Annotated in this window: 13 protein-coding genes; 5 read left to right on the plus strand and 8 right to left on the minus strand. The window is 62.1% G+C overall.

What is annotated here, in order from left to right; genetic code table 11:
* Positions 1-236: 236 nt before the first annotated feature.
* From KKO72_RS18990 to KKO72_RS19015, 6 genes are all read right to left on the minus strand, one after another.
* Positions 237-1640: a sulfate adenylyltransferase subunit 1 gene (locus KKO72_RS18990; protein WP_214942811.1), complete on the minus strand. Its 1404-nt coding sequence runs from the start codon at positions 1638-1640 to the stop codon at positions 237-239.
* 193 nt (positions 1641-1833) lie between these two features.
* On the minus strand, positions 1834-2805 hold the full coding sequence (gene cysD / locus KKO72_RS18995) for a sulfate adenylyltransferase subunit CysD (RefSeq protein ID WP_371736909.1): 972 nt from the start codon (positions 2803-2805) through the stop codon (positions 1834-1836).
* The gene (locus KKO72_RS19000; protein WP_214942814.1) at positions 2802-3548 is read right to left on the minus strand and encodes a phosphoadenylyl-sulfate reductase; all 747 of its coding nucleotides are present in this window, start codon (positions 3546-3548) and stop codon (positions 2802-2804) included. Before KKO72_RS19000 ends, cysD begins: the two co-directional genes overlap by 4 nt.
* The gene (locus KKO72_RS19005) at positions 3545-3928 is read right to left on the minus strand and encodes a DUF934 domain-containing protein (protein ID WP_214942838.1); all 384 of its coding nucleotides are present in this window, start codon (positions 3926-3928) and stop codon (positions 3545-3547) included. Before KKO72_RS19005 ends, KKO72_RS19000 begins: the two co-directional genes overlap by 4 nt.
* Before the next feature lie 31 nt (positions 3929-3959).
* On the minus strand, positions 3960-5780 hold the full coding sequence (locus KKO72_RS19010; protein ID WP_214942817.1) for a nitrite/sulfite reductase: 1821 nt from the start codon (positions 5778-5780) through the stop codon (positions 3960-3962).
* Between the two features lie 73 nt (positions 5781-5853).
* On the minus strand, positions 5854-6645 hold the full coding sequence (locus KKO72_RS19015; protein WP_214942820.1) for a sulfite exporter TauE/SafE family protein: 792 nt from the start codon (positions 6643-6645) through the stop codon (positions 5854-5856).
* Positions 6646-6839: 194 nt separating this feature from the next.
* Here KKO72_RS19015 and KKO72_RS19020 point away from each other — a divergent pair, with 194 nt between their 5' ends.
* Positions 6840-7805, plus strand: coding sequence for an alpha/beta hydrolase (locus KKO72_RS19020; protein WP_214942823.1), 966 nt, complete (start codon positions 6840-6842; stop codon positions 7803-7805).
* Positions 7806-7843: 38 nt separating this feature from the next.
* On the opposite strand, the gene KKO72_RS19025 is transcribed toward KKO72_RS19020, so the two are convergent.
* On the minus strand, positions 7844-8014 hold the full coding sequence (locus KKO72_RS19025) for a hypothetical protein (protein WP_158081212.1): 171 nt from the start codon (positions 8012-8014) through the stop codon (positions 7844-7846).
* A 167-nt stretch (positions 8015-8181) separates the two neighbouring features.
* Complete coding sequence (locus KKO72_RS19030) at positions 8182-10467, minus strand: heavy metal translocating P-type ATPase (protein WP_214942842.1); 2286 nt, start codon at positions 10465-10467, stop codon at positions 8182-8184.
* 79 nt (positions 10468-10546) lie between these two features.
* Between KKO72_RS19030 and cadR the strand changes: the two genes are divergently transcribed.
* The 4 genes from cadR to KKO72_RS19050 all read left to right on the plus strand — a co-directional run.
* Positions 10547-10978 carry a Cd(II)/Pb(II)-responsive transcriptional regulator gene (gene cadR, locus KKO72_RS19035; RefSeq protein ID WP_078366697.1) on the plus strand — a complete coding sequence of 144 codons (432 nt, stop codon included), beginning with the start codon at positions 10547-10549 and terminating at the stop codon, positions 10976-10978.
* An 86-nt stretch (positions 10979-11064) separates the two neighbouring features.
* Positions 11065-11496: a GNAT family N-acetyltransferase gene (locus tag KKO72_RS19040; RefSeq protein ID WP_371736910.1), complete on the plus strand. Its 432-nt coding sequence runs from the start codon at positions 11065-11067 to the stop codon at positions 11494-11496.
* A gap of 9 nt (positions 11497-11505) precedes the next feature.
* Positions 11506-12024: a ClbS/DfsB family four-helix bundle protein gene (locus tag KKO72_RS19045; RefSeq protein ID WP_214942829.1), complete on the plus strand. Its 519-nt coding sequence runs from the start codon at positions 11506-11508 to the stop codon at positions 12022-12024.
* Between the two features lie 64 nt (positions 12025-12088).
* Positions 12089-12421: GNAT family N-acetyltransferase (locus KKO72_RS19050; RefSeq protein WP_214942832.1), on the plus strand; the 333-nt coding region annotated here is incomplete at its 3' end.

The following is a 12421-nucleotide window of genomic DNA, read 5'->3' on the forward strand; positions in this document are numbered from 1 at the left end:
GTTTGTTGCCGGTTACAGTCGTTGAGGCACGCAGCCTAAAAGTGCCACTATTTGGTAAATGGCTTCATTGCAATGCTGCATATTAAATAGCTATATGCCCAGTTAGGACGAGGGCTAGAGGCCTATTTGGCCGAGGCCATCCATGAAGCTCAGATCGGCCCGACGGCAGCATCACCCAACGAGTTCACTTGGCCGCACACGGCAAGTGGCGATGCACTTGCCGTGTCGCGTCACTCTCAGCCGTTCACCAAAACCGCACCGGCAGTCCGGTGGGTGGCAGTGTCTACCAGCACCAGCGAACCCAGCACCCGCGACTGGGCGAATGGCAGGGCGGCAATCGGCTCCTGCAGTAGCAGTTCGATGTGGCCGATGCTGTTGGCGCTTAGGCTGTCGGCGTTTTCTTCGGCCAGGGTGTTGATGTCGAGCCGGTGCACCACCCGTTTGACACGCGCCTTGACCCAGCGGTGGCCGTGTAATGCCCAGTAAACGCGGCCCGCGACCAACGGTTCGTCGTCCATCCAGGCCACGGTGGCGCTGATCTCACGGCTGGGTGGCAGGCTGGTGGCGGTGGGTGTGTCGGCAAAATCGTCATCAGAAACGATAGCGGCTGGTGCAGGTGGCACGAGGGCCAGCAGCCAATCACCTCTAGAGACATCCACTTCGCGGTCCAGCACCACACCTGCGCTGTGACCGGCCTGCACGATGCCGGGTTGGCGTGTGGTGCCGAGCACCTGCGCCACGGTGGCTGTCTGGCCGCTGGGCAGCACTTTGACTTGTTGGCCAATTTGGGCCACACCATTCGCGACGCGGCCCCAGAAGATGCGGCGGCCTTGGGATGTGTCGGACGAGCTGCTGAACTTTTCGACCCACTGCACCGGGAAGGCAAAGGGCAGCGCGGTGTCGGCGGGTGTCACCGGCAGCAGTTCCAAAATGTCGAGCAGGCTCGGGCCGGTGTAGCCACACCAGCCGTCTGCGGCGTCAACCACGTTGTGGCCTTTGAGGGCGGAAATCGGCACGATGGTCGCAACCTCGATGCCAGCTTCCAGCGCAAACTTTTCCAGCGCACCGCGAATGTGGGTGAACGCGGTTGTGGCTTGGCCAGCGGTTTCGGGTTTGGCCGCGTCTTCGAGCGCGTCGAGTTTGTTGACGGCAAAGACGATGCTGGGCACGCGCAGCAGTTGGCACAGCAGGCTGTGGCGGCGGGTTTGCGGCAGCAGGCTCAGGGCAGGGTCTTGCCACTGGAGTTTGGTGGCGTCGACCAGCACGACGGCGGCGTCGGCGCTGCTGGCGGCGGTGACCATGTTGCGGGTGTACTGTTCGTGGCCGGGGGCGTCGCCGATGATGAATTTGCGCTCGGCGGTGTTGAAGTAGCGGTAGGCGACGTCGATGGTGATGCCTTGTTCACGCTCGGCACTCAGGCCGTCGGTGAACTGCGCCAGGTCAGCCTCGCCGCTTTTGGAGACGTTGGCGAGTTGGTCTTGCAGCACACTTTTGCTGTCGAGCAGCAGGCGGCCAATCAAGGTGCTTTTGCCGTCATCCACGCTGCCGCAGGTGACGAACTTGAGCGCGGATTGTTGGTCAAATGGGCCGTTAGCCCTTGTATTGTCTGGGCTAGTCGCTACTGATGTTGTAGTGTTCATTGCAGTCGTTCCAGTTGGATTCATTTCGTTGGCGCTAGGTGCGGTGATTGGGGCAGGTGACCGGGCTTTGGGGTGATAGGCGCGCGTCTGATGTGGTGGTGGGCTGCATCGTCTGTTTCGCGTGTGTTTTCACCCCAAAACCGCATGCACATGCCCCAGTCGCCGCGCCGGGTTCAAACCAAAGCCTTGGTCATCAGAAATACCCGTCCTTCTTGCGCTTCTCCATCGACGCCTCGGACGTTTTGTCATCCATCCGTGTGGCACCGCGTTCGCTCACGTCGGCGGCCAGGGTTTCGAGCACGATCTGCTCGGGTGTGGCGGCCAGGCTTTCCACCGGGCAGGTGCAGGTGATGTCGCCCACGGTGCGAAAACGCACGTCGCGTGTCTCGGCCACTTCGCCGGGTTTGAGGGGGGTGAGTTCGGTCACCGGCACCAGCAGGCCCTTGCGTTCCACCACTTCGCGCTTGTGCGTGTAGTAGAGCGAGGGCAGGGCGATTTGTTCGCGTTCGATGTATTGCCACACGTCCAGCTCGGTCCAGTTGCTGATCGGGAACACGCGGAAATGTTCACCGGGTTGTAACTTGGTGTTGAACAGCGTCCAGAGTTCGGGGCGCTGGTCTTTGGGTTGCCACTGGCCGAAGCTGTCGCGGTGGCTGAAGATGCGTTCCTTGGCGCGGGCTTTTTCCTCGTCGCGGCGGGCGCCGCCAATCAGTGCGTCAAAGCGGAATTCTTCGATGGCTTCCAGCAGCGTGACTGACTGGTGCACGTTGCGGCTCTCGCCCGGGTGCGCCAGGCGTACGGTGCCGCGCGCCATCGAGTCCTCGACACTGCGCACGATCAGGTCGGCGCCGAGTTCCTTGGCGCGAAAGTCGCGGAAATCGGTCACTTCGTGGAAGTTGTGGCCGGTGTCGATCATCAGCAGCGGGTAGGGAATCTTGCCGCCGGTGGCTGGGGTGCCAAAGGCTTTTTCGGCGCATTTGAGCATCACCAGCGAGTCCTTGCCGCCCGAGAACAGCAGCGTCGGGCGCTCGAAGGCGGCGGCCACTTCGCGCAGGATGAAGATGGTTTCTTCTTCCAGTGCGTCCAGGTGTGCATTGCTCAGGTGGTCGATTCGTTGGTGTGTCGTCATGGCTTGCAATTGTTCGGGTGGGGTGCGGGTGTTCATGCTGCGGCCTTGTCTTTGACGTGTAAGCCACACTCTTTGGCAGTTTCGTCTTCCCACCACCAGCGCCCGGCGCGGAAGTCTTCGCCCATACTGATCGCGCGGGTGCAGGGTGCGCAGCCGATGCTGGGGTAAAACTGGTCGTGCAGCGGGTTGTAGTCGACCTGGTTCTGGGCGATGTAGAACCAGACGTCGCCCCAGGTCCAGTTGGCCAGCGGGTTGAGTTTGGTGATCTTGGCATCGCTGTTGTCGATCAGCGGCACCTCGGCACGGGCGCCAGACTGTTCACGGCGCAGGCCGGTGACCCAGGCGGCTTTGCCTGCCAGGGCACGGCCCAGCGGCTCCATCTTGCGGATGTGGCAGCAGGCTTTGCGCAATTCGATGCTTTTGTACATCGCGTCTTTGCCTTCGCGGTCCACAAACTGCACCACCGACTCGTTCACTGGCGTGAACACCTCGACCGGTGCGCGTGAGGTGGCCTGGAGGCGGTCCAGCAAAGCCAGTGTTTCGGGGTGCAGCTGGCCGGTCTCCAGCACAAAAATGCCAATGTTCAGCTGCAGTTGGTTGATCAGGTGGGCCAGCACCATGTCTTCGGCACCCAGGCTGCAGGCCAGGGTGATGCGCGGTGCATTGCCACCGGCGTTGGCGGCGTAGTCTTGTGCCGCCTGTTGCAGCAGGGCCGTGGTCTCGGCCAGTTTGGCCGCATAGGTGCTGGAGGCGCGGGCATTGAGGTCTATGGCACTCATGCTTGGGACCCGGTGAAATGGGGTTGCGGATGGGCGGCGTCACCTTGGTAAAAGTCGGCAAACAGGGCCAGCGCGCGTTCGGCGGCGGCCATGCTTTGGTCGGCACGCAACACCGCAACATCAAAGCCGCTGCGCTGCATCAGCTGCAATTGGTCCACCAGCACATCGCCAGTGGCGCGCAACTCGCCTTTAAAACCGAGCCGACGGCGCAGCAAAAACGCCTGGCTGTAGGCGCGGCCATCGGTGAACTTGGGGAAGTGCAGGTCGATGCGGTCAACACCGTCCAGGTTGACCTCGGCCGGGTTGGCGTCGTTCGCCAGTTGCAAGACATTTGGGCTTGTAGCCCTTGCCTGGTCAGCGTCAGCAGCTATCAATTTAATGGATTTGTTCATGGCGTGTGGGAGCAGCTGCTCAGTCGGTCAAGGCGTCGGCGCTGTTGAGGTGCACGTTAAGCACCTGGCCAGCGTCGCGGGTTTCGTGGCGGGCGGCGTTGCCCGCCGCTTTGAAGGGGTCGAGCCCGAGGCGGCGCACGCAGCTGACGAAGTTCTCGCCCGGTGTGCGTGCGCTGCGGTAGGTGTCGAGCAGGGCCTCGACCACATCAGCCACCTCACTGGCGGCAAACGAGGGGCCAATCACCTTGCCCGGTATGGCGTCGCCTGACAGGGTGGAGCCATCGGAGCCACCCAGTGACACCTGGTACCACTCACGGCCGTCTTTGTCGACACCCAGCACACCGATGTGGCCGCTGTGGTGGTGGCCACAGGAGTTGATGCAACCGCTGATGTGCAAGTCGATCTCGCCCAGGTCAAACAACTCGTCGAGGTCCTGGAAGCGTTCGGTGATGGCCTCAGCAATCGGGATCGAACGTGCATTGGCCAGCGCGCAGAAGTCACCACCCGGGCAGGCAATGATGTCGGTCAGCAGGCCGATGTTGGGCCGGGCCAGGCCCAGCGCACGTGCGGCTTGCCACAGCGCGGGCAGGTCGCTGGCACGCACCCAGGGCAAGAGCAGGTTTTGTTCATGGCTGACGCGGGCTTCACCGGCGCTGAAACGGTCGGCCAGGTCGGCAGCGGCATCCAACTGGTCGGCCGAGGCGTCGCCTGGGGCCAGGCCCATGCGTTTGAACGACAGGGTCACCGCGCGCAAAGCCGGGTTTTTGTGGGCCTTGACGTTTTGCTGCAACCAGCGCTGGTACTCGGCCTGTTCTTTGGGCGACAGCGTGGCAAGGATCGCGTCGGCGGCAGCGCTTGTGTCGTCCAGCGTGATGCTTGGCGCTTTGAAGCAGGCGGTGACACGGTCCAGCTCGGCCTGCGGGATGGCGTGTTGGCCACCGTCGTGCGCCAGAATGGCCTGGTACTCGGCTTCGACCTCGTCAAAATAACGCTGGCCTTCGGCCTTGACCAGAATCTTGATGCGCGCCTTGTACAGGTTGTCGCGGCGGCCAAAACGGTTGTAGACGCGCACCACGGCTTCGAGGAAGTTGAGGATTTGGTTCCACGGCACAAACTCGCGGATGGTGCGGCCAATGATCGGTGTGCGGCCCATGCCACCACCGACCAACACCTTGAAGCCGACTTCGCCCTGGTCGTTGTGGATCAGGTGCAGGCCGACGTCATGCCAGGCGGTAGCGGCGCGGTCTTCCGCTGCGCCCGAGACGGCAATCTTGAACTTGCGCGGCAGAAAGGCAAATTCGGGGTGCAAGGTGCTCCACTGGCGCATGATTTCGCAGTAGGGGCGTGGGTCGATGTGTTCGTCGGGCGCAATGCCGGCCAACGCGTCACCGGTGATGTTGCGGATGCAGTTGCCGCTGGTCTGGATGCCGTGCATGTCGACACTGGCCAGCAGCTCCATCACGTCGGCACTTTTGTCCAGCGGAATCCAGTTGAACTGCACGTTTTGCCGTGTGGTGAAGTGGCCATAACCCACCGCCAGGCTTTGGGTGCCGAGTTCGGCCTGTTTGCTCAGCGCGGTGTTCAGCACCTCGGCGTTGGGTTGGTCGTAGTCGCGGGCAATCTTGGCCAACACACGCAGTTGGCGGCTGGCCAGCTCGCCGTAGGGCACAGCCACGCGCAGCATCGGTGCGTAGCGTTGCACATACCAGCCGTTTTGCAGGCGCAGCGGGCGAAAGTCGTCGTCTTTGAGCTCACCTGCGAGGTGGCGTTGCAGCTGGTCGCGGTACTGCGCGGCGCGCTGCTGGACGAATTGGCGGTCAAAGTCGGTGTAGTGGTACATGGTAAGAGTGAAATCCGGCTTGAGCCCTTGTATGGATTGAGCAGTTAGCTATAAATAGATGAGTTTAAAGGGGTCAGATGGTGATCAGCTTGGCACCGGCATACGCCAGCAGCAGCGACAACAGGGAGCGGATCAAACGCTCCGGCACCCGCACCATGAAGTGAGAGCCCAGCCAGATACCCGGCAGGGAACCCGCCAGCAGCAGACCAAGCATGCGCCAGTCTACCGAACCCAGCGAGGCGTGTCCCAGCCCGGCCACCAGCGTGAGCGGCACCGCGTAGGCAATGTCGGCGGCCACAATGCGCGACAGCGGCAACATCGGGTACAGCAGCATCAACACGGTGACCCCAATCGCACCGGCGCCCACCGAGGTGAGCGACACCAGCGTGCCAATCAGCGCGCCAAACAGCAGCGGCAGGCTCCAGTGGCGGGCGGTGGTGGCCTGGGTTTCCTGCCCGGCGCTGATCTTTTGCGGCGCGGTTTTGCCACGCAGCGCTTTGTAGAGTGTGGCAGCGGCAGTGAGCAACAGGGCCCCACCCAGGGTGGTTGTCATCCAATGCTGCACCTGCGGGTTGGCCGGGCCGATGTTTTTGAGCACCCAGAGGGTGACCAGAGCCGCCGGGATGCTGCCCGCCGACAGGTGTACCACCACACGCCAGGGCACCAGGCCGGAACGCGCCGTTTTGACTGTGCCGCCCAGCTTGGTGAACGCGGCAAACAGCAGGTCGGTGCCCACTGCCATGTAGGGCTTGACACCAAAGGCAAAAATCAGGATCGGCGTCATCAAAGAGCCACCGCCCACCCCGGTCAAACCAACCACGGTGCCCACCAAAAAACCCGCCAAAATAAACGCGATGTCGTGCATAGGCGCGTACTGTACGGGCGAACCGATATGTATCAAACGACATTGTGGTGATTTACTTATATGGATATGCGTCTAAAGAGGGTTTGAGCATCACGCTGGCTTTGCCGAATTCTCGCCACGCCAGGCGGCCCATCACCACCTTGCCACTTTGGCAGGACAATCGCGCCCCATTGCTTTGCTACGCGCTTGATCCCATGCCCCACCACCACCGAAATCCCCGCAGTTTGCTGACCCCCGCCATGCATGGTGTGTTGGACCGCATGGCCCGTGCCAGCAAGTTGCCCTTGCATGCGTTGAGCCCGGCCCAGGCGCGTCTGGCGTATGAAGTGGGTGCCAATGTGTTGGAGATCAGCCCGGTCAAGCTGCCCCGTGTGGAGAGCTTCACGGTGCCTACGCGTGATGGGTATGACCTGCCCGTGCGTTTGTACGCGCCCGCTCAGGCGGAAGGCGCGCCGCTGCCGGTGCTGGTGTTTTTTCATGGGGGTGGTTTTGTGGTGGGCAGCATCGCCACCCACGACAGCCTGTGCCGCAGCTTGAGCCATTTGGCGCAGTGTGCGGTGTTGTCAGTGGGGTACCGGTTGGCACCTGAGTTTCTTTTTCCGGTGGCCTTTGACGACGCCTGGGACGCGGTGCAATGGGTGTTTCAGCGGGGTGCGGAAGTTGGCCTGGACAGCCGGCGCATCGCTGTGGGGGGCGACAGTGCCGGTGGCACGCTGGCGGCGGTGTGTGCGCTGCAGGCGCGGGATGTTGGCTTGCCGCTGGCCTTGCAGTTGCTGATTTACCCGGGCTGTTCGGCGCGGCAGGAGATGCCTTCACACAAGACTTTTGGGCAGGGTTTTCTGCTGGAGAAGGCCCACATCGACTATTTTTCCGAGCTGTTCCTGCGCAGCGAGGCCGACCGCGACGATTGGCGTTTTGCGCCGCTGCTGGCCGACGACGTGGCAGGTGTGGCGCCAGCCTGGTTTTGTCTGGCCGAATGTGATCCGCTGGTGGATGAGGGCCTGCTCTACGCCGACCGCCTGCGTGCCGCCGGTGTGGCGGTGGACCTGGAGCTGTACCGCGGTGTGGTGCACGAGTTCATGAAAATGGGGCGCTCCATTCCCGAGGCACGCCAAGCCCATCAAGCGGCCGCACGGGCGCTCAAACAGGTCTTTGGCTGAAAGCTTGGCCACCACAGGCCCCAAGCAGGCCAGTCGGGTTATTTTTGCTTGGATGCGGGCAAGGGCACAGCCAAGGCGGCAAAAAACGCCACCAGATCCAGCAAGTGCCAGATGTTTGGCAAGTGGTGTGAGGCCACGTAGGCGCCGACCAGGCTGAGAAGCACCGTGGCCAGGAAAAACCGTGGGACGATTTGATTGTTGTTTGCCATTGTGTGTCCTTTGAAAGCGATGTTCCCGAGATCAGACCTCATGACTTGTGGGTCACAGTGCGATCTGTCCACCATCAAGTTTCATTTTGACATTTGATCTCTCTGGTGAACAAATGCTGAGGCAGGAGTTTACTGCTTGGCCACCGGTTTTGTGGCCGCTGAGCGCCTCACTTGCGCAACAGTCGCAACCCGTTGCCCACCACCAGCAGGCTGGCACCCACATCGGCAAACACCGCCATCCACATGCTGCCGTTGCCGCTCAGCGTCAGCACCAGAAACACCAGCTTGATGCCCAGCGCCAGCACGATGTTCTGCACCAGCAGGCTGTGGGTGTCGCGCGACAGGCGCACAAAACGCGGCAGTTTGCGCAGGTCGTCGTCCATCAGGGCCACGTCGGCGGTTTCGATCGCGGTGCCGGTGCCCGCCGCACCCATGGCAAAACCAATGTCGGCGCGTGCCAGCGCCGGGGCGTCGTTGATGCCGTCCCCCACCATGCCGACCAGACCTCCCTGGCCGATCAGTTGTTCAATGGCCTGGCGTTTGTCCTCGGGCAGCAGGTCACCGCGCGCCTCGGTGATGCCAGCCTGCGCTGCAATGGCCCGTGCGGTGTGGGCGTTGTCACCGGTCAGCATCAGGGTTTGGATGCCCAGCGCATGCAACTCAGCTATGGCCTCGCGGCTGCTGTCCTTGAGGCTGTCGGCCACCGCAAACAGGCCATGCACCTGCTGCTCATCGGTGAGCAGGATGACGGTTTTACCCTGTTCTTCCAGGACCGACAGCCGGGCCTCCAGCGCGTCAGAGCAGCGCCCCTGTTCGTGGATCAGGCGGTGGTTGCCCAGGTGGTACAGCTTGCCGTTGATGACACCTTGGGTGCCGCGTCCTGGCAGGGCTTCGAAGTGGCTCACCTCGCGCAAGGCCACGCCGTCTCTCTGCGCCGCCTCCCACAAGGCGCGTGACACCGGGTGATCAGAGCGTTGGGCCAGGCTGGCGGCCAGGCTGCGCACATGGGTCTCGTCATACCCGTTGAGCACCACAAAATCGGTCTGTATTGGCTTGCCATGGGTGAGGGTGCCGGTTTTGTCGAGCGCCAGCCAGCGCAGCTTGCGGCCCTGTTCCAGGTACACCCCGCCTTTGACCAGGATGCCCTTGCGCGCCGCTGCTGCCAGACCACTGACGATGGTCACCGGGGTGGAGATCACCAACGCGCACGGGCAAGCGATCACCAGCAAGACCAGCGCCTTGTAGACCCAGTCCAGCCAGTCTGCCCCGCTCAGCAAAGGCGGCAAGACGGCCACCAGCAGCGCCAAAGCAAACACCACCGGGGTGTAGATGCGGGCAAACTGGTCCACAAAACGCTGGGTCGGCGCCCGGGCACCTTGGGCGGCTTCCACCGCATGGATGATGCGGGCCAAGGTGCTGTCTTTGGCCGCGGCGGTCACGCTGTAGTCAAACGAACCCGAGGTGTTGAGGGTGCCGGCAAAAACCTCGTCCCCCACCGTTTTGTCCACCGGTAGGCTTTCGCCGGTGATCGCTGCCTGGTCGATGCTGGAGCGCCCGCTGAGGATGCGCCCGTCCAGTGCAATGTGTTCACCGGGTTTGATGCGTACCTGGGCACCCATCGGCACCAACTTGGCAGCCACCTCCAGCCAGGAACCGTCGGGCTGTTTCACGGTGGCGCGCTCAGGCGTGAGCTGCATCAGGCCCCGGATGGCGTGGCGTGCCCGGTCCAGTGATTTGGCTTCAATCAGCTCGGCGACGGTGAACAGCACCATCACCATCGCGGCCTCAGGCCATTGGCCAATCAGCAGCGCGCCGGTGACCGCGATGCTCATCAGGGCGTTGATGTTGAGGTTGCCATTGCGCACCGCAATCCAGCCCTTCTTGTACGTGCTGAGGCCACTGGCCAGCACCGCCACCAGGGCCAGCGTCGCCACCAGCCAGGTGGGGGCGCCTGCCCAATGCAGGGCTTCGGAGCCCAAAGCGGCCAAGCCACCCAGGGCCAGCGGCCACCAGGGTTTACTCGGCTCTGCTGCGGGTTCCTCCTGCGCTGTTGCGTTACTGGCCAGCTCGGGTGTGAAGCCCAGGGAGCGCACCGCGTCCAGAATGGGTTCGATGGCTGAAGGTGCGTGGGTGACGGTCAAGACACGCTGCATCAGGTTGAAGTCCAACTGGACGACCCCGGTCATGGCGCCAAGTTTTTTTTGCAGCAGGGCTTCTTCGGTGGGGCAGTCCATTTGCAGGATACGGATGGGCGTTTGCACCAGTTGGCCATCGGCCACTGTCTGGCTGGCGGCAACCGGTATCAACGGTGCTTGGCTGGCGTGCGCAGCACCACAACAGGCCCCGCCGCTGCCGCATCCATGGTCATTGGATTCGCCATGGTGATGATGGCCATGCTCGTGATCGTGACCATGTTTGTGGTCGTGTGAATGGGGTGTGTCCAGCGGCGGCATACAGGCTTTCAAGAGTGTTGTCCTGTATTAGGCAAGCTGAAGTTACTATAGAGTCAAGTGGTTTTTAGGAGTGCCCATTTTGAAAATAGGTGAATTGGCGCAGGTGGCGCAATGTTCGGTCGAGACCGTGCGTTATTACGAGAAAGAAGGGCTGTTGCCCGAGCCAGGCCGCACCTCGGGCAACTTCCGGGTGTACGGGCCACAGCATCTGGAGCGCCTGCGTTTTATCCGCAACTGCCGTGCCCTGAGCATGAGCCACGAGGAAATCCACGCCTTGCTGAGCCTGGTGGACCACCCGGCGCAAGACTGTGGTGCGGTCAACGCGGTGTTTGACGAGCACATGGCCCATGTGGATGAGCGCATCCGTGAACTCTGCCAGCTCAAGCAACAACTCACCGATTTGCGCCAGCGCTGCCAGAGTGAACAGGCGGTGGCGAGTTGCGGCATCCTGCACGGCTTGGCGGCCATGGAAACCGAGCCAAAATCAGAGCGGCACACCCATTTGGGATAAGGCCCGCAGCCGGTTTTAACAAACCGATGAACCATCCGCTGGCCAAGTGTTTTCACCCCTTTTATCACCCATCAACAGGAGTATTTGTGGCAATTGTTTGGTCTGAGTCCCTCGCCTCCCTGGATTGGCAGGAACTGGAAAACCTGTACCGCGTGGCGCCACTGGGCAATAAAAACGCCAGGGATCTGGAAACCGTTTTTACCAACAGCCGTTACCACTGCTTCGCGCATGAAGGCGGCAAGCTGGTGGCGGCCGGGCGGGCCTTGGCCGACGGTGTGGACACCAGCTACATCTGCGATGTGGCACTGTTGCCCTCGCACCAGGGTTTGGGCCTGGGCAAAGAGGTGGTCCAGCGCCTGATGAAGCTCTCAGCTGGCCACAAGAAGATCCTGCTGTACGCGGTGCCCGGCAAAGAGGGTTTTTATCAAAAATTCGGATTTCTTCGTATGCGCACCGCCATGGCGGTGTTTGAGAACCCGGCGCAGGCAATAGAGCGCGGGCATGTGTTTCCTGACTGACGGTTTGCCATGCCTTTGCCCACCAGCCAAGAAGAACTCCTGAGCCGTTTTGACACGGCGTACAACAAGCTGCGCGAAGAGATCACCCGCGTGCCCGATGCGCTGAGCCGCGTGCCGCAACTCGAAGGCGGGATGTGCCTGTGTGACCTGATGGCCTACCAGATTGGCTGGGGTCGGCTTGTGTTGCAGTGGGAGGCGCAGGAGCAGGCGGGCCAACCGGTCGAGATGCCCGCGCCCGGTTTTAAATGGAACCAGTTAGGGGCTCTGGCCCAGTCCTTTTATCTGCGCTCGCGGGATGATTCTGCGGCGCAGTTGTTGGCGCAATTCGATGCCTTGGCATCGGACTTGCGTGCCTTCATCGCTGCCAGCAGTGACACTTTTTTGTTCGGTGTCGGGCAACGCCAGTGGGCGGGTGCCAAGTGGCCGGTGGTGAAATGGCTGCAGGTCAACACCATCGCCCCCTATGACAGCGCCCGTGCCAAGCTCAGAAAGTGGCAAAAAACACGGCTGGCAACACCCACCCCGTGACCAGACACCGGTGCTTTGGGCACCGGGCCAAAGGCTTTTTTCTCAATCTTCTTTTTGTTTTGCCATGTATTCGATCCGCAAGCTGCACACCAGCGACTCCCTGCTGGAACTCACCGAGCTGCTACACGCCGCCTACGCCCGTTTGGGTGCGATGGGCCTGAACTACACATCGGTGGACCAGAGCCCTGAAGTGACTGCCGAGCGCATCGCAGGCGGCCAGTGTTATGTGGCCGAGCTGGATGGCCAACTGGTGGGCACGGTGGTGGTCAAGCCAACCTATGCCACCAACGAGTGTGACTATTTCACCCGGCCGGGCGTAGCGGCCGTGCACCAGTTTGCGGTGGCCCCCGGCCTGCAGGGGCAGGGCATTGGCGGGCCTTGTTGCAGGTCTGTGAAC

It is taken from the genome of Rhodoferax sp. U11-2br (assembly GCF_018619435.1).
Taxonomy (GTDB): domain Bacteria; phylum Pseudomonadota; class Gammaproteobacteria; order Burkholderiales; family Burkholderiaceae_C; genus Rhodoferax.